14 protein-coding genes and 1 pseudogene are annotated in these 17,510 nt (G+C 63.8%); 5 read left to right on the top strand and 10 right to left on the bottom strand.

Translation table 11 applies throughout. The features are described 5' to 3' along the window. The first annotated feature begins 3 nt into the window (after positions 1–3). Positions 4–834: an HDOD domain-containing protein gene (locus Q3Y64_RS15320; protein WP_101943338.1), complete on the top strand. Its 831-nt coding sequence runs from the start codon at positions 4–6 to the stop codon at positions 832–834. A 6-nt stretch (positions 835–840) separates the two neighbouring features. Here Q3Y64_RS15320 and recG read toward each other — a convergent pair. From recG to Q3Y64_RS15305, 3 genes and pseudogenes are all read right to left on the bottom strand, one after another. After that, a pseudogene (recG, locus tag Q3Y64_RS15315) lies at positions 841–2,874 on the bottom strand (ATP-dependent DNA helicase RecG); the annotation flags it as partial. Between the two features lie 69 nt (positions 2,875–2,943). Next, complete coding sequence (locus tag Q3Y64_RS15310; RefSeq protein WP_101943336.1) at positions 2,944–3,324, bottom strand: RidA family protein; 381 nt, start codon at positions 3,322–3,324, stop codon at positions 2,944–2,946. A gap of 52 nt (positions 3,325–3,376) precedes the next feature. Continuing rightward, positions 3,377–4,051, bottom strand: coding sequence for a MarC family protein (locus tag Q3Y64_RS15305; protein ID WP_101943335.1), 675 nt, complete (start codon positions 4,049–4,051; stop codon positions 3,377–3,379). 85 nt (positions 4,052–4,136) lie between these two features. Here Q3Y64_RS15305 and Q3Y64_RS15300 point away from each other — a divergent pair, with 85 nt between their 5' ends. Beyond that, positions 4,137–5,003, top strand: coding sequence for a metallophosphoesterase (locus Q3Y64_RS15300; RefSeq protein ID WP_303563148.1), 867 nt, complete (start codon positions 4,137–4,139; stop codon positions 5,001–5,003). 22 nt (positions 5,004–5,025) lie between these two features. Here the strand turns inward: Q3Y64_RS15300 and Q3Y64_RS15295 are convergent, their stop codons facing one another. From Q3Y64_RS15295 to Q3Y64_RS15275, 5 genes are all read right to left on the bottom strand, one after another. Next, entirely contained in the window at positions 5,026–6,171 is a 1,146-nt protein-coding gene (locus Q3Y64_RS15295; protein WP_101943333.1) for a sugar ABC transporter permease, read from the bottom strand. Positions 6,172–6,251: 80 nt separating this feature from the next. Beyond that, a complete protein-coding gene (locus Q3Y64_RS15290) occupies positions 6,252–7,781 on the bottom strand; it encodes a xylose ABC transporter ATP-binding protein (protein WP_101943332.1) in 1,530 nt (509 codons plus the stop codon). A gap of 85 nt (positions 7,782–7,866) precedes the next feature. Then, positions 7,867–8,883, bottom strand: coding sequence for a D-xylose ABC transporter substrate-binding protein (gene xylF, locus Q3Y64_RS15285; RefSeq protein ID WP_101943331.1), 1,017 nt, complete (start codon positions 8,881–8,883; stop codon positions 7,867–7,869). Between the two features lie 215 nt (positions 8,884–9,098). Next, positions 9,099–10,007, bottom strand: a complete 909-nt coding sequence (gene ftsX / locus Q3Y64_RS15280; RefSeq protein ID WP_101943330.1) for a permease-like cell division protein FtsX — start codon at positions 10,005–10,007, stop codon at positions 9,099–9,101. Then, positions 10,004–10,657 carry a cell division ATP-binding protein FtsE gene (locus tag Q3Y64_RS15275; RefSeq protein WP_101943329.1) on the bottom strand — a complete coding sequence of 218 codons (654 nt, stop codon included), beginning with the start codon at positions 10,655–10,657 and terminating at the stop codon, positions 10,004–10,006. The genes ftsX and Q3Y64_RS15275 overlap by 4 nt, the downstream gene beginning before the upstream one ends. A gap of 170 nt (positions 10,658–10,827) precedes the next feature. On the opposite strand from Q3Y64_RS15275, the gene Q3Y64_RS15270 reads away from it, so the two are divergent. Further along, positions 10,828–12,375: an AAA family ATPase gene (locus tag Q3Y64_RS15270; protein WP_303563141.1), complete on the top strand. Its 1,548-nt coding sequence runs from the start codon at positions 10,828–10,830 to the stop codon at positions 12,373–12,375. A 42-nt stretch (positions 12,376–12,417) separates the two neighbouring features. Here Q3Y64_RS15270 and Q3Y64_RS15265 read toward each other — a convergent pair whose 3' ends face one another. Continuing rightward, positions 12,418–13,575: a dienelactone hydrolase family protein gene (locus tag Q3Y64_RS15265; RefSeq protein WP_303563139.1), complete on the bottom strand. Its 1,158-nt coding sequence runs from the start codon at positions 13,573–13,575 to the stop codon at positions 12,418–12,420. Between the two features lie 28 nt (positions 13,576–13,603). Continuing rightward, positions 13,604–14,596, bottom strand: coding sequence for a signal recognition particle-docking protein FtsY (ftsY, locus tag Q3Y64_RS15260; protein WP_303563137.1), 993 nt, complete (start codon positions 14,594–14,596; stop codon positions 13,604–13,606). 72 nt (positions 14,597–14,668) lie between these two features. Here ftsY and Q3Y64_RS15255 point away from each other — a divergent pair, with 72 nt between their 5' ends. Beyond that, a complete protein-coding gene (locus Q3Y64_RS15255; RefSeq protein ID WP_303563135.1) occupies positions 14,669–16,033 on the top strand; it encodes a pitrilysin family protein in 1,365 nt (454 codons plus the stop codon). An 80-nt stretch (positions 16,034–16,113) separates the two neighbouring features. Next, positions 16,114–17,427: a pitrilysin family protein gene (locus tag Q3Y64_RS15250; protein WP_303563133.1), complete on the top strand. Its 1,314-nt coding sequence runs from the start codon at positions 16,114–16,116 to the stop codon at positions 17,425–17,427. Positions 17,428–17,510: the final 83 nt, after the last annotated feature.

The raw sequence follows: 17,510 nt of genomic DNA, 5'->3' as shown, positions 1-17,510 counted from the left end.
ACCATGCGCCCCGTTGATCGCCTGTTCCAGAAACTGCCCCAGCTTCCGACCATCCCCGCCATCGTTCAGGAACTGATCTCCTCGCTGGGCCGGGACGATGTAGACCTCGCAGACCTGATCGCCAAGGTCCGGCAGGATCAGTCGCTGTCCGCGCGCGTCCTGCGCCTGGCGAACTCGCCCTACTACGGCGGACGCAAGACGGTGGGCGGAATCGATGACGCAGTGGCCATGATTGGCCTGAACTCGCTGCGCTCCATCGTGATCGCCTCGGGCGTCACCGGCGCCATCGCCCGGGTGGAAGGCATCGATCTGGCGCGCTTCTGGAAGCATTCGCAGCTCACGGCGCAGACTGCCAAGGCGCTCGCCAGGCTGGCCAGCATCAATCCAGAATATGCCTATGCGGCAGGCTTGATGCACCGCATCGGACAGTTGCTGATCAATTTAAGCTTCCCGGAGATCGGGCAGCAGGTGGCCAAAAATTGCCGCAACCTCTCGGTGGGCGAACTGGCGGCGCTTGAGCGCCTGAACCTGTCTTTCAACCATGCCGAAGTCAGCGCCGAACTGGCAAGGCAGTGGCATTTCCCGTTGGAGATTCAGGATGCGCTGCTGCATTACATCAAGCCGGATGCCGAGGGTGCAACGCCCTACGCGGGCGTCGTCCATCTAGCGGCCTCGCTGGCCTTCGGTATCGAACAGGATTTGCCGGACGAAGTGATCCTCTCGCGCGTCAACCACGCCATCGTGCGCACCCTGGGGCTGGAAGAAGTCGACTGGCTGGTCGAACTGGTGAAGATGCGCGAGGCGGCTGGCGCCGGCTCCGAGCAATACTCCTGAGCAATATCAGGCCTTGAGGAGCTCCGCCCGCCCGCCGTACCAGCGGCGCAGCAAGGCATCTGCCGCTTCGGGATAGCGGGCCTGCAGTTCTTCAGCGGCCTGCTTGGCCACTTCGATCAGATCCACGTCAGCCTCCAGATCGGCGTAACGCAGCAGCGGCACACCGCTCTGGCGTGCTCCGATGAATTCACCCGGGCCGCGCAACTGCAGGTCGCGCCGTGCGATCTCGAAGCCATCGGTGGTTTCGAAGATGGCCTTGAGGCGTTCGCGGCCGTTCTGTGACAGCGGCTGCGCATACACCAGCACACAGGTGGAGGCCGCCGCACCGCGCCCGACTCGGCCGCGCAGCTGATGCAATTGCGCCAGACCGAAACGCTCGGCGTGCTCGATCACCATCAGGCTGGCGTTGGGCACATCCACGCCGACCTCGATCACTGTGGTCGCCACCAGTACCTGGGTTTCGTTGCGCAGGAAGGCCTCCATCACCTCTGCCTTCTCAGCCGGCTTCAAGCGACCATGCACCAGCCCGACCCTGAGTTCAGCCAGCTCGGCAGCCAGGGTCTCGTAGGTCTCGACTGCGGTCTGCAACTGCAGCGTTTCAGACTCCTCGATGAGCGGGCACACCCAGTAGGCCTGGCGCCCTTCGCGGCAGGCATCACGCACGCGCTCGATCACTTCCTCGCGGCGCGAGTCGGCCACCAGCTTGGTCACGATCGGCGTGCGGCCCGGCGGCAGTTCATCGAGTACGCTCACATCCAGATCCGCCATATAGCTCATGGCGAGCGTGCGCGGGATTGGCGTGGCGCTCATCATCAGCATGTGCGGCAGGCGGCCGGCCACTTTCTCGCGCAGCGCGAGGCGCTGACGCACGCCGAAGCGGTGCTGCTCATCCACCACCGCCAGGCCCAGCTTCTCCAGCCCCACCGTATCCTCGATCAGCGCATGAGTGCCCACGGCCAGAAGCGCTTCGCCGCTGGCGATCTTCTCCAGCATCGCAGCGCGCTCCTTCTTTTTCTGTGAGCCCGAGAGCCAGGCTACGCCGATGCCGAGCGGCGTGAGCCACTGGTCCAGCTTGCGGTAATGCTGTTCGGCGAGAATCTCGGTCGGCGCCATCAGGGCCGCCTGCAGACCATTCTCGGCCGCCTGCAGCATGGCCAGCGCAGCCACAATGGTCTTGCCACTGCCCACGTCGCCCTGCAGCAGGCGCTGCATCGGATACGCCTGAGCCAGATCGCGGGCGATTTCGTCCACCGCACGCGCCTGCGCACCCGTTAGCGCAAAGGGCAGCGCGGCAATCAATTGGGCGGGCAGGCGCCCCTGCGCGGGCAGGCTCGCCGCAGCATGCGCGCGGCGCTCGATGTAGGCACGACGCAACTGGATCTGCTGGGTCAGCAATTCGTCGAACTTCACACGCCGCCAGGCCGGATGGCTGCGCTCTTCCAGCGCGGCCTGGCTGGCTTCGGGCGGCGGCTGATGCAGGAAGCGCAGGCTGCGCTCCCAGCCAGCCAGGCGCAGGCTCTTGCGCAAGGCTTCAGGCAGAAAATCAACCAGGCTGGAGCGCTCAAAAGCTCGCAGCACCAGCTTGCGTAGCGCGGCTTGGGCCAAGCCGGCGGTGGCCGGGTAGATCGGCGTAAGCGATTGCGGCAAGGCCTCGCCTTCTGTCACCGCCAGAACCCGCGGGTGAATCATCTCCTCGCCCCAGAAACCGCTGCGCACCTCGCCAAAGGCGCGCACGCGGCGCCCGGGCTCCAGCAGCTTCTGCATCGCCGGGTAGAAGTTCAGGAAGCGCAGATAGATCACGCCGCTGTCATCGCGCAATTTGGCAACCAGCTGGCGCCGCGGCTTGAAGGTGATCTCGGAATGCTCGACCTCGGCCTCGATCTGAGCCGGCAGGCCAGGGGCGGCCTCGCGGATGGAGACGACTCGGGTCTCGTCCTCATAACGCATCGGCAGATGCAGCAACATGTCGGCATCATTGTAGATGCCGAGCTTGTGCAGCCGGCCGGTGAGAGCCGAGACCGGCTTGCGTGCGGGTGCATCCTCACCGGCCGGCCTGTCAGTCCGGGCCGCCCGCGTTTTCCGGGGCTTGGGCGCGTCGCTCAAGATGCTTCAGTCGAGCACCAGCACCGCATCGATCTCGACCAGCGCCCCGCGCGGCAGGGCACTCACACCGACCGTGGCGCGCGCCGGATAAGGCGCTGCGAAATGCTGCTGCATCAACTCATTGACGCGCGCAAAGTTGGCCAGATCGGTCAGATAGATGGTGAGTTTCACCGCATTCGCCAGCGTGCCGCCGGAGGCTTCAATCACCGCCTTGAGATTCGCAAACACCTGCACGGCCTGGGCTTCAAACCCTTCGGCCAGCTGGCCGCTGGCCGGATCGAGGCCGATCTGGCCCGAAAGATAGACCGTATTGCCGGCGCGCACGGCCTGCGAGTAGGGGCCTATGGCGGCAGGCGCTGCGGCAGTGGAAATGACCTGAGCGGACATGCTGAACTCCTGGTACGGGGGAAGCGGGAAAGTCTAGCCGATCAAAACAGTTTCAGTGGATAAGGAGGGCACGGTTCAGATCCACCCAGCCGCCCCACATCATCTCGATGCCAATGCACAGCAGAATGAAGGCGGACATGCGTGCCACCACAATCACACCGATGTCACCCAGCTTTTTCTGCAGGCGCACGGCATAGCGGTAACAGAAGAACACGACTGCAGCGGTAAGCGCGGCGCCAATCGCAGCCACGATCACGCCCAGCACATAGTTGGTCGGCGTATGCGGAAAGCGCGTACCCAGCGCGATGGAGGTGGCGATGGAGCCCGGGCCGGAAGTGAGCGGAAAGCTCATCGGAAAGAAGCTGCGCTTGGCAATCTCCTGCGATGAGAGTTCGGCTGTTTCGTTCGCCACCGCATCGCGCACGGCATCGCTCCCCTCATCATTGAGCATGCGCCAGCCAGTCACGGCCACCAACAGCCCCCCGCCCACCCGCACGATGGGCAGAGAGATGCCGAACAGCTCCAGCACATAGGAACCCACCAGCATCGCCACGATCAGGATGATCCAGACGTTGATCGCCACCTGGCGCGCCATGGGCTTGGCCAACCGCTCACTACCGCCCGTGATGCTGGCGAACAGCGCCGCACCACCGAGCGGATTGATGATAGGCAGCAAGGCCAGCGGAACCACCAGCGTTGCCTGCAGAAATTCGATCAGGGCTTGCATTCAATTTCCCTTCAACTGGGCCACCGCGCTTGATCGGCAGCACTCCGGGTGCGAGCATGCCACATCTGCCCTGCCCGCTGCCCTCATGCGCCCACTCTGCCTGCTGATCACCTTACTGCTGCCTCTGACCAGCGTGGCCGCCGAAGTACCGCTGATCGTGGTCGGCGACATTGCGCAATGCGACAATAAACCGGCAGTGGAGTCTGCCGCAGCCCGCACAGCCGCACTGGCAGCACGCATTCCCGGAGCCTGGGTAGCGCTGACCGGCGATCTGACTTACCCGCTGGGCACAGCCCAGGAGTATGCCGATTGCTTCGAGCCGACCTGGGGCCGCTTCCGCCGCCGTAGCCTGCCCGCGCCTGGCAATCACGACTACGGCACCGGCAAGGCCGACGCTTACTTCGACTACTTCGGCAGGATTGCCGGGCCGCAACGCCGTGGCTACTACAGCCGCAAGCTGGGTGGCTGGCACATCGTGTCACTCAACAGCGAACTCAAGGACGAAGAAGCCCGCTCCCAGCTGAACTGGCTGCGCCAGGATCTCGCCGCGAATCGGAGTCGCTGTCTGCTGGCCCTGTGGCATCGCCCGGTATTCAGCTCCGGCCCGCATGGCAACGATGCCAGCATGCGGACCGCCCTGCCGCTGCTCGAAGCAGCCGGCGCCGATCTGGTGCTGAGCGGGCACGATCATCACTACGAGCGTTTCGCCCGCCTCGATACCGAAGGCCGGCCCGTCAGCCGCGGCGGGATCCGTCACTTCGTGGTGGGTACGGGCGGCGCGGGTCTGTATCCCGAGGGCACCCAGCAGGCGGGCAGCGAGGCGCGCATCTACGGACAGCATGGCGTGCTGCTGTTGCGCCTCAAGCCTGCCAGCTACCGCTGGGCCTTCATGTCGGTAGGCGACCAAGCTCCACTCGACGCCGGCATGGATAACTGCCGGGCCAAGCCCTGAGCTGGCCCTATTGCAGCCAGGCTCAGCGCTCGCTGGAACCCGACACCACGTCTATCCATACGGCCAGCAGCAGGATCGAGCCCTTCACGATCATCTGCCAGTAACTCTCGACGCTGAGCATGGACATGCCGTTGTCCAGACTCGCCATGATCAGCGCACCGATAATCGCCCCAAGGATGGTGCCGGAGCCGCCGCGCATCGAGGTACCGCCTATGAAGCAGGAGGCGATTGCATCGAGCTCGCCCATATTGCCGGCCGAGGGAGAACCAGCGGCCAGCCGCGCGGTGTTAGTCAGGCCGGCCAGCGCACACATCAGGCCCATCAGGCCAAACAGGGCCATCTTCACCAGCCGTGTATTCACGCCGGACAAGCGCGTCGCCTCCAGATTGGAGCCCACCGCGTAGATACGCCGGCCAAACACGGTGTTGCGCGCCATGAAGGAAAAAGCCCCCAGGATGATCAGCATGATCAGCACCGGCACCGGAATGCCCTCGTAGCTGTTCAGCACCGTGACGAAGCCTGCGATGATGATGGCAATCGCCGCCAGCTTGCCAAGCTCCTGCCACAACGGTGGCACCGCCAGCTGGTAGCGCACACGGTTGGCGCGAGCGCGCAGGGTCAGCACCACCAGCATCACGAACAGCAGGACTGCCAGCACATTGCCCACGCTGATCGGCAGGTAGGCCTGACCGAAGCCAATGAAGGTCTCGGATTCGACCGCAATGGTGGAGCCATCCGTCACCGCCAACAGGATGCCGCGGAACACCAGCATGCCAGCCAGGCCCACAATGAAGGACGGCACACGCAGGTAAGCCACCCAGTAGCCGTTGAAAAGCCCCAGCAAGAGACCCAGCGTCAGCACGATGGCAAGGTTCAGGCCAAAGGGCAGATGGAAGCTCACATCCAGCACCGCCGCCACACCACCGAGCAAGCCCAGCATCGAGCCCACCGAAAGATCGATTTCACCGGCGATGATCACGAACACCATGCCGGAGGCGAGCATCGCAGTGATCGCCATCTGGCGCAGCAGGTTGGAAAGGTTGCGCGCGGTCAGGAAAGCGCCCTCACTCTGCCAGGTGAAGAAGCTCCAGATCAGCGCGATGGCGATCAGCAAGGCGAGGATCTTGTAGCGCGAAAAAACCTGCTGAAGACTGCGGAAAAATGTCATATCAATACCCTGCCCATTTCTTTTCTTGTAGGGCCGACTTCAGTCGGCCATCCGCTTGTGACATGCGACTGAAGTCGCACCTACGTCTCTGTCTGCCCGATGGCGGCGGCCATCACGGTTTCCTGGCTCAGGCCACTGTTGATGAAGTCGCCCCGCAGGCGCCCCTCGCCGATCACCAACACCCGATCGCTCATGCCCAGCAGTTCCGGCAGCTCGGAGCTGATCATGATGATGGACATGCCTTCTTTTACCAGCTCCATCATCAGCTTGTAGATCTCGTACTTGGCGCCGACATCAACACCCCGCGTCGGCTCGTCCAGGATCAGCACCCGTGGCGAGGGCAGCAGCATCTTGGCGAAGACGGCCTTTTGCTGATTCCCGCCGGAAAGGCCCTGGATCGGCAACATGGGGGTCGCCGTCTTGATGCGCATGCGGCGGATCATCTTCTCGATGGTCTGCATCTCGGCGGCCTGATCGATCACGCCAAAGCGACTGAACTGCTCGGGCACGGACAGCGTGATGTTGTGCCCCACCCCCATCAACGGCACGATGCCGTGACGTTTGCGGTCCTCCGGCACCAGGCACAAGCCTGACTTCACGGCCGTCTGTGGTGAATTGATGTGCACCGGCTTGCCATCGAGCAGCACTGTGGCTTCGGACTTACCCGGGTAACAGCCGAAGATCGCCATCGCCAGTTCGGTGCGCCCGGCACCCACCAGCCCGGCCACACCCAACACCTCGCCGCGGCGCAACTGGAAAGAGACGTCATCCACCTTCTTGCGCGCTGGATTGTCGACGTCGAAACAGGTGACATTGCGCGCCTCGAAGATCACCTCACCGATCGGATGCTCTTCACGCGGGAAAAGGTTGGTGATCTCGCGCCCGACCATCATGGTGATGATCTGGTCCACCGACAGCTCGCCCATCGGCCGAGTGCCGACATGGGTGCCGTCGCGGATCACGCTGATCGTGTCGCACACGGCGGCGATCTCGTCGAGCTTGTGCGAGATCATCACGCACGCAACACCCTTCTTCTTCAGGTCCAGAATGATGTCGAGCAGGATCGCGGTTTCGGCCTTAGTCAGCGAGGACGTCGGCTCATCGAGAATCAGCAGGCGGGCCTTCTTGTTCAAGGCCTTGGCGATCTCGATCAATTGCTGGTGGCCACCGCCGTACTGCGACACCGGCAGCGCCACATTCACCTCTGGCATCTTCAGGTCACGCATCAGCTCGGCCGCGCGCTGATGCATCGCGGCGTAATCGAGCGTGCCCGCAAAGCCGGTGATTTCGTTACCAAGGAAGATGTTTTCAGTGACCGACAAATGCGGCACCAGCATCAGTTCCTGGTGAATGATCACGATGCCGGCCTCTTCGGTTTCGCGAATGCCGCGTGCCTTGAGCTCCCGGCCATTCCACAGGATCTGGCCCGTCCAGCTGCCATGCGGATACACCGCTGAGAGCACCTTCATCAGGGTGGACTTGCCTGCGCCGTTCTCGCCGCACAGGCCTACGCACTCACCGGCACGCACCGCCAGATCGATTCCATTCAGCGCCTTCACGCCAGAGAAATCCTTGACGATGCCACGCATCTCCAACAGGTATTCAGCCACGCAACCTCCAGACCGGCTTGGAACAGAAGCCGTCGCGTCAGCACTCCGCCCTACCGGGCAGGAGTGCTGACGCGACAGACGCTTCTTACTTCAGACCCAACTGTTCCTTGGTGAAGAACTTGTCAGCCACCAGCAGGTCGGCATTGGCCTTGGTGATGGTGGTCGGCGAGAGCAGCACCGAATCAACCTTCTTCGCGCCATTGTCGAGCTGGGCATTGAAGGCGGGCTTGTCGCCCTTCACCAGTTGCACGGCGAGCTTGGCTGCGCCTGCGGCGATTTCGCGGATCGGCTTGTAAACCGTGAGGGCCTGGGTACCGGCAATCACGCGCTTGACCGCCGCCAACTCAGCATCCTGACCAGATACTGCGACCTTGCCGGCGAGCTTCTGGGCTGCCAGCGCCTGCACCGCACCGCCTGCAGTACCGTCGTTAGAGGCAATGATGGCATCCACCTTGTTGGCGTTCTTGGTCAGCACGTTCTCGATGATCTTCAGGGCCTCTTCAGGGTTCCAGTCCTTGACCCACTGGTCGCCAAGAATCTTGATGTCCCCCTTGTCGACGTAAGGCTTGAGCACCGACATCTGGCCCGCACGCAGGAGCTTGGCATTGTTGTCGGTCGGTGCGCCGCCCAGCAGGTAGTAAGAGCCCTTGGGGACGGCCTTGACGATGCCTTCCGCCTGCATCGCGCCGACGCGCTCGTTGTCGAAGGAAATGTAGGCATCGATATCAGCGTTCAGGATCAGACGGTCGTAGGACACGACCTTGATGCCGGCTTTCTTGGCTTCCTTCACGGTGTTGGTAAGCACCTTGGAGTTGAAGGGCACGATCACGATTACATCGACCTTCTTGGCAATCAGATTCTCGATCTGCGAGATCTGGCGCTGCTCGTTAGCATCGGCCGACTGCACATTGACCTCGGCCCCCAGCCCCTTGGCCGCCTCAACGAAATAGTCACGATCGCGCGTCCAGCGCTCCACGCGCAGATCGTCAATCGAGAAGCCGATCACCGGCTTGTCCTTCGAAGCGAAGGCCGGCAGGGATGCAAGGGTGGATACAGCCGCCAGAACGGCCAGAACGGTACGACGGGTAGTAAAACGGCTCATCAGGGTCTCCTTTGGTTGCACAGAGAGACCGGGAGTCCCGAAGCCTCTCTCGATGCCCGCAGCCGGATGTCCGGCAGCAGGGTCCAGCGGCACATCAGACGAACATATTTTTGTTTTCAGGTCATGCATGCAGCAGGCAGCCAACTTAGTGCGACCACACTACTTTTGCAATACAGGTTTGCCGCGCCAGACTAGCAAGCCCGCTTCTGCCTCATTCAATCGACTGCCCCGTCGTGCAGGTGGCGGCGAACCGACAGCCCTGCCCCCAACCAGCCCAGCAGCGCGGCGAATGCCAGCAGGCCGGCAGCCTGCAGCGGCGTCGGGCCATGCAAGTCGAGCACGATGTTATAGCTGCGGGCGAGATCCTGGATGCGCGGGGCGATCAACGCCATTACACCCTCGACCAGGGCCCAGGCCACCAACCCGCCGAGCAGGCCTTGCAGCAGGCCGAAATAGAGGAAGGGGCGACGCACGAAGTTGCGCGTGGCGCCCAGCAGTAGACTCACCGTGATTTCGTGGCGCTGGGTGAGAATCTGCAGACGAATGGTGTTGAAGGTCACGATCACCAGCGCCGCACCCAGCAAGCCGGCGAGCAGCAACATGGACCAGCGCCCGAGCTCAACAGCGGCATGCAGCCGCTCAACCCAGGCCGAGTCGAGCTGCACATGCGCCACCTCGGGCATGGCGGCCAGTGCCGTGCGGATGGCTTCGAACACCGCGGGATTCTCACCGGTCGGTTCGATGATGAAGGCGTCCGGCAAAGGGTTCTCGACCAGTGCGCCGCTCACATCAGCAAAGCCGCCGCGTGCGGCTAGCTGCTTGAGCGCCAGATCACGCGGCACGAAACGCAGCGCGGCAATGCGCTTATCGGCCTGCAGGCGGTTTTCCACGCGCTGGGCCTGCTCGGCACTCACTTCGCGTTTGAGGAAGGCGCTGATCTCGGGTTTGCCGGACACGCCACGCGCCAGACCGCCAAGGTTGTCCATCAGCACCAGGCCCAGTGCCGGCAAGGACAGGGCAATGGCCACCACCAGCGCGGAAAGGAAGGTCGCCAGCGGCTTGGCGGTGAGACGAGCAAACGCCTGGCGCAAGGCCAAGCGGTGCGGAAACAGGGCGATGCTCATGCCACCAGCCTCCCATGGTCGAGTTCGATGCGGCGTGAGCCGTAAGGCGAGAACAGGGTCTCGTCATGCGTGGCGAGCAGGATGGTGACCCCGGCCTGATGGAAGGAGCGGAACAGCGCCGCAATCTCGCGCGCATAGGCCGGGTCGAGATGGGCGGTCGGCTCGTCAGCGATCAGCACCGAAGGGCGATTGACGATCGCGCGGGCAATCGCCACGCGATGCTGCTCGCCGCCCGAAAGCGTCAGCGGCATGGCCTGCTCGAACTCGCCCATGCCGACCTTCTCCAGCGCTACGCTCACGCGCTTGGCTGCATCCTTGGGCGGATAACCGGTCACCAGCAGCGGCAGCATGACGTTGTCAAACACCGTGCGGTCAGTGAGGAGGCGATGCTCCTGCATCACCAGGCCAAGGCTGCGACGCAGGTACGGCACCTGATTCGGACGCAGGCTGCCCACGTCCTGCCCGCTGACCCACACCTTGCCGGCCGTGGGCTTCTCAAGCGAAGCGATCAGCTTGATCAGGGTGCTCTTGCCGGCGCCCGAGTGGCCGCCCAGTACCACCAGCTCGCCGTGGCGGATCTCGAAGCTCACGTCGGCCAGCGCCTCGTGGCCGCCGGGGTAGCGTTTGGTGACTCGTTCGAAACGGATCATGGAAAATGAGGCCGGCAGGGAAAGCCAGAAGTTTACCCGCAAAGCGGCCCATAGGCGCCCGTGCAAACCGGCAGCATTGCCACTGATCCTGCGCAGCCCAGGCTGGCCACGGCAGGCAAACGAAGGCTGCGATTACAATCGCCCGTCATCTCCCACGCGAAAAGCACGCCATGAACGATCTTGACGCCCTACGCCACGCGCTGGCCTCGCGCTTTCCGATCCTGTGCATTGAAACCCATGAAGAGCCCCGCGCGCGGGCGCTGTTGCGCAAGATTTCAGCGGAAGCAGGCGGCGCACTCTACGAATGGAGTATTGCCGACGGTTTGAGTCACGCCAATTTCCAGTATGGCGGAGATCGCCGTCAGAACTGGCAGACGGTGGAGGGCTGGCAACCTGAGCGCGACGATCAGGAAGGACAGCAACGCGCCGTCGAGAACACGCAGGAACTGCAAGCGGCACTGCATCACATCGACAAGGCGGGCAAGGCCGGCCTTTACCTGCTCTGTGACGTGCATCCCTTTCTTGAACAAGCCGCCGTGCAACGCCTGTTGCGCGAAATCGCCTTCACTCATGCCGACTGTGCCCGCACCCTGGTGCTGATCGGGCCGGACATCAGCCTGCCCCCCGAAATCGCCCGCCACGCCCTGTTCCACAGCCTGAGCCTGCCGGATGTCGCACGGATCAAGGCCATCTTTGCCGAAGAAATCGAGCTGTTCGCGCGCTCGCGCGAAGGGCGCAAGGTGCAGGGCGAGCAGGCCGCAGCGGATCTGCTGGTCCAGCATCTGCTGGGACTCTGCGAAGAAGACGTACGCCGCCTGCTGCGCCTGGCGATCCGCGATGACGCGGCGATCACCCATGCTGACGTGGCACGGGTCGTGCAGGTGAAACGCGAAATGTGTGCAGACTCTGCGCTGGAAATCGAGTTCGCCGTCACGGACCTCGCCCGGGTCGGCGGCATGCCCAATCTCAAACGCTGGCTGGCGCTGCGCCAGGCCGCCTTCGCGGGTCAGGCGGCAGATCTGCCATGGCCGCGCGGCATCCTGCTGTTGGGGGTTCAGGGCGCCGGCAAGAGTCTCGCCGCCCGCACCATCGCCGGTGCCTGGAAAGTGCCGCTGGCCCGCCTGGATATGGGCAGTCTGTTCGACAAATTCCACGGCGAAACCGAGCGCAAGCTGCGCAAGGCTTTGGCGGCCGCCGAGGCCCTCGCGCCCTGCGTGCTGTGGATCGACGAGATCGAAAAGGCCCTCGCCCAAGGCTCGGCGGACAGTGACGGCGGCGTGGGCCGGCGCGTGCTGGGCAGCCTGCTGACCTGGATGGCCGAACATGATTCACGGGTCTTCATTGCCGCCACGGCCAACGAAATCCGCAGCCTGCCACCGGAACTAATGCGCAAGGGGCGCTTCGACGAGATCTTCTTTGTCGACCTGCCGGATCTGGCCACACGGCGCGAAATTCTGGGCATTCACCTCACCCGGCGCCAGCACATGCCCGAACGCTTTGAACTCGACCAGCTGGCACGCGCCAGCGAAGGCTTCACCGGCGCCGAGATCGAGCAGGCAGTGATCGCCGCCAGCTTCGAGGCACATGCCGCACGCCAGACATTGGCCACGCCGCATCTCGTGGCGGAGATGGCGCGTACCCGGCCCCTCTCGGTGTTAATGGCTGAGTCCATGAGCGAGCTGCGCAGCTGGGCCCAGACCCGCACCGTGCAGGCATGAAAAAGGGCGCCCGCGGGCGCCCTTCAAGATTCAGGACACTGCTCAGCGCCGGATTCCGAACTGGCGATCGAGCCAGTTATAGGCATAGTCCTGCTGCTCGGCTTCGAACACATGACCGCCAGCCCAGACCTTGGATTCGAACTTGTCAGCCGCCTTCCAGGCGCCCCACACCTTGCTCATCTTGCCAAAGGCCGCATTCACCGAATCGAGCGGGAACAGCGTGTCCTTCTCGCCGGCATAGATCAGCATCGGTTTGGGCGCGGCGAGGCTGGCCACATCCGGGTAATCGAGATAACGCATCAGGCCCGGGTGGGTCATCTGCCAGGCCGAGCCGCCACGCAGCTGGTTGTTGCCCGGCACCATCAGGCCATCGGCCGTGCCCATCCAGTTGACCGCCACCGTGGCCGTGACCGCATCGGTCAGCGCAGCAGCCTGCCAGGCACGGAAGGCGCCCATCGAGAAACCGACCGCCGCCACCTGCTTTTTGTTCACCTCCGGCAGGCTGGCCAGAAACTCGGCGCCACGCGCATCTTCCTGTGCCATCAGGCCGGCCAGCGAGGAGCCCATGTTGGCGAAATTGGCGGCCAGCGCCTGCTGCATGTCGTAGGTCAGCATGCCGCGGTCGCCCCAGCCCAGCGCGTCGTGGGCAAACACCACATAGCCACGCTTGGCGAGTTCGTCACCAGGGAAACGATCGGTGAAGAAACGCTTGGACCAGCCCTTGGAGGACTCCAGACGGGCCTCGTCATTCCAGGTGGCAATCCACTTTTCCTTGCCAATGTCGAACTTGGAGCCGTGGTCGTGATACATGATCGCGGCTGGAAACGGCCCCTTGCCCTTGGGCACCAGCAGGAGGCCCATCACGCGGCTGTCGGCAGTGAGATTGAAGACCACCTTGCGCGCCACGTAGCTACCACGATCCACTTCGTCGAGCACCTGCATGTCGAAAGGCGTCTTGTCCGGTGCATGCAGGGTCATTTCCCACAGTTTGGCGCGACCGACTTTCTGCCAGGCGGCGAGATCCGTGACCTGCGGCGTCCATGCCAGCGGAAAGCTCAGGCGCGACTTGATCTGCGCGGTCATCACCGGCAGGTTGTCCTTTGTGACGCCGCTCTTCTGGAACTCCAGATTGGCCGCCAGGCCAGCTCCCATTGCGCTCATCGCCATGATCCCGGCCACCAGCTTGCTGCATGCTCCCATGATGTCTCCTTCATGATTGTCAGTATGCTCAGACTGCCTCGGCAGCGCCCGTGTTACCGGTCGCCAAAAGTGCGTCAACATACTCCGTTGCCATGAAGGGCTGCAAATCCTCGATGCCTTCGCCCACGCCAATAAAGCGCAAGGGCTTGGGATGGGTACGGGCGATGGCTGCGATCACGCCACCTTTGGCGGTGCCATCGAGCTTGGTGATGATCAGCCCGGTAATGCCCACCGCCTTGTCGAAAGCCTTGAGCTGGGCCAGCGCGTTCTGGCCCACATTGCCATCGAGCACCAGCAGCACCTCGTGCGGGCCACTCGGCTCGGCCTTCTGGATCACCCGGCGCACCTTGGCAATTTCTTCCATCAGGTGCAGCTGGGTGGGCAGGCGGCCGGCGGTGTCGACCATTACCACATCGATCCCGCGCGCCTTGGCCGCGCTGATCGCATCAAAGGCCACGGCGGCCGGATCGCCACCGTCCTGCGCGATCACCGAGACGTTATTGCGATTGCCCCATTCGACGAGCTGCTCACGTGCCGCGGCGCGGAAGGTGTCCCCCGCCGCCAGCAGCACGCTCTTGCCCTGGCTCTGGAAGTGGCGTGCCAACTTGCCGATGGAGGTGGTTTTGCCCGCCCCGTTTACGCCGGAGAGCATGATGATGTAGGGCTGCTGTCCGTCGATCACCAGTGGCTGCTGCAAGGGCGTCAGCAGCTTCACTAGGTGCTCGGCCAACGCGGCACGCAGCTGATCGCCGGTTTCGAGCTTGTCGTGTTTCCAACGGCGACGCAGCTCGGCCAGCAGGGTCTGGGTGGCCTCGACGCCGCAATCAGCCATCAACAGGGTAGCTTCCAGATCTTCGAGGAGTTCCTCGTCGATCTTGCGCAGCGAGAACACGCTACCAAGCGAAGAGCTGGTGCGCGCGAGCCCTGCCTTCAGGCGCGACAGCCACGAAGCCTTGGGCGCTTCGGCAGGCGTCGCCACGGTCTCTGCAGGGGTTTCGGATTTCTTGAAGAAACTGAACATGGAATCTTTGGTCTACGATGCCGGCTCGGCGCGGGCGCGCCAGCCAATGAAAACGATGAGGAAGTCTAACAGATGCCCCTGCTTCGCCTGCTCAAGCCTGCCCTGCTCGGCCTGGTCCTGACCACCAGTCTGGCGGCCAGCGCCAATCCCTTCGAAACCACGCTGGCCAACGGCATGAAGGTGATCGTCAAGGAGGACCGCCGCGCGCCGACCGTCACCCACATGGTCTGGTACCGCGTCGGCGCCATGGACGAAATCACCGGCACTACCGGCGTGGCCCACGCGCTGGAACACATGATGTTCAAGGGTACCCGGCAACACGGCCCGGGCGAGTTCAACAAGCTCGTAGCCGCCGTCGGTGGGCGCGACAACGCCTTCACCTCGCAGGACTACACAGCCTATTTCCAGCTCATCCCGAAAGAGCGCCTCGCCGCCATGATGGCGCTTGAGGCGGACCGGATGGCCAACCTGATCGTTCAGGATGAACTCTTCGCCAAGGAAATCGAAGTCATCAAAGAGGAGCGCCGCCTGCGCACCGACGACCAGCCGCGCTCGAAAGCCCAGGAGGCGCTGATGGCCGCGGTGTATCAGGCTCACCCCTATGGTCGCCCGGTGATCGGCTGGATGCCGGAGCTGGACAGCATGACGGCACAGGATGTGCGTGACTGGTATGCGCGCTGGTATGGGCCGAACAACGCCACGCTGATCGTGGTGGGTGACGTGGATCACGAGGCCGTTTTCAAGCAGGCGCAGGAGATCTATGGCCCACTCGCCGCACGCCCCCTGCCTACCCGCAAGGCACTGAGCGAACCTGCCCAGAGCGGCACACGCCGCATCGCAGTGAAAGCCCCGGCCGAACTGCCCTACCTGATGCTGGCCTGGCGCGCGCCGAGCCTAACTTCGCTCGACACGCAGGCGGCCACCACCCGCACGGCACTGAGCCTGCAGGTGCTGGCCGCCGTGCTGGATGGCTATGACGGCGCACGCCTCAACCGCAGTCTGGTCCGCGAGCACAAGCTGGCCGTGTCGGCCGGCGCCAGCTACGATGCAATCTCGCGCGGCCGCCAGAGCCTGTTCATCCTTGAAGGGGTGCCCAGCAAGGGCGTCAGCGTGGCCCAGCTCGAAACCGCATTGCGCGGCGAGATCAGCCGGATCGCCAAAGAGGGCGTCAAGGAATCAGAACTCACCCGCATCAAGGCCCAACTGCTCGCCGGCAAGGTCTTTTCGCAGGATTCCAACATGGGCCAGGCGATGCAGATCGCCGGCCTCGAAATGAGCGGTTTTTCCTGGCGTGACGAAGACCGCCTGCTCGACGCCGTGCGCAGCGTCACTCCCTCCGAAGTTCAGGCCGCCGCACAAACGCTGCTGGGGGACGACACGCTCACCGTTGCCGAGCTTATCCCCCTGCCCACCAAGCCGAATCACACGCCGCAATGACGCCCCCTTAGGGATGGCTTGAGCCGCGCATCAGCACCGATGGCGGACCCGAGCCCTCCCTACAGAACTGGATGCCTGCAATGAAACTGATCCTCACCAGCTTGCTCACCCTGCTCAGCGGCTTTGCGCACGCTGGCGTCGCCATCGAAAGCTGGAACACAGCGAATGGGGCACGGGTGCTCTTCGTCGAAAACAACAACCTGCCCATGCTCGACGTGCAGATCGATTTCGCGGCCGGCTCGGCCTTTGATCCGCCCGCCCGGCCTGGCACGGCCGCCCTGACCCAGGGCCTGCTCGACGCCGGCGTTGGCCAGGGCAAGCGTGCGCTGGATGACAACGCGATTGCCGACCGCCTCGCCGATGTCGGTGCCCAACTTGGCGGCGGCATCGATGCCGACCGTGCCAGCCTGCATCTGCGCGTGCTCAGCAGCGTCAGCGAGCGCGAGGCCGCACTGGGTCTGCTGCGCCAGATCCTCACCGAACCGAGTTTTCCGCCTGCGGTGCTGGAGCGCGAGCGCGCCCGTGCCATTGCCGGCTTGAGAGAGGGCATGACCCAGCCTGCCGCAGTCCTCGCCCGTCGTTTCGGCCAGCTCAACTACGGCGACCACCCCTACGGCAAGATCCTCAGCGAGGCGGATCTGAAGCGCCTGACACGCCAGGACCTGATCGACTTCCACCGCCGCTTCTATGTCACCCGCAATGCCCAGATCTCGCTGGTCGGCAATCTCAGCCGCGCCCAGGCCGAAGCCATCGCAAACGCCTTGGTCGCAGGGCTGCCGACCGGCAACGAAGCTCCGCCCCTCCCCGCCGTCAGTCTCCCCAAGGGCGGCCTCGAGCGTATCCCGCACCCCTCCGTGCAAGCCCACATCGCCATCGGCATGCCCGCCTTGAAGCGCGCCGATCCTGACCTGATGGCCCTCACCGTGGGCAACTACACGCTCGGCGGAGGTGGCTTCAATGCCCGCCTGATGAAAGAAATCCGCGACGCGCGCGGCCTCGCCTACGGCGCCTACAGCTACTTCGCTCCGATGGCCGCCGACGGCCTGTTCCGCATCGGCCTCGAAACCAAGGCAGAGCAGGCTGAAGAAGCCGTCAAGGTCGCGCAGGACACGCTGGCGAAATTTCTCGCCGAAGGCCCCAGAGCCGAGGAGCTGGCCGCCGCCAAAGCCAACCTGATCAACAGTTTCGCGCTGCGCCTCGACAGCAATGCCAAACTGCTCGGTCAGGTCGCCGACCTTGGCTTCTACCGCCGCCCACTCGACGCGCTGGATACCTACGCCGCCCGCGTCGAAGCCGTCACCCTGGAAGATGTACGCGCCGCTTTCGCGCGCCATGTGAAACCGGAACATCTGGTCACCGTGATCGTGGGCGGCAAACCCGCGCCAAGCAGATAAGCCCCTGCAAACCGGCGGCGGGGCTGTAGCACATCGCCACCGACTGCCGGTGTAGCCCAAGCCATGCGAAAATGCGCGCCTTT

It is taken from the genome of Uliginosibacterium sp. 31-12 (assembly GCF_030548425.1).
Taxonomy (GTDB): domain Bacteria; phylum Pseudomonadota; class Gammaproteobacteria; order Burkholderiales; family Rhodocyclaceae; genus Uliginosibacterium; species Uliginosibacterium aquaticum.
Note: the sequence above shows the minus strand (reverse complement) of the source record. Positions and strands in the feature narration are given on the sequence as shown.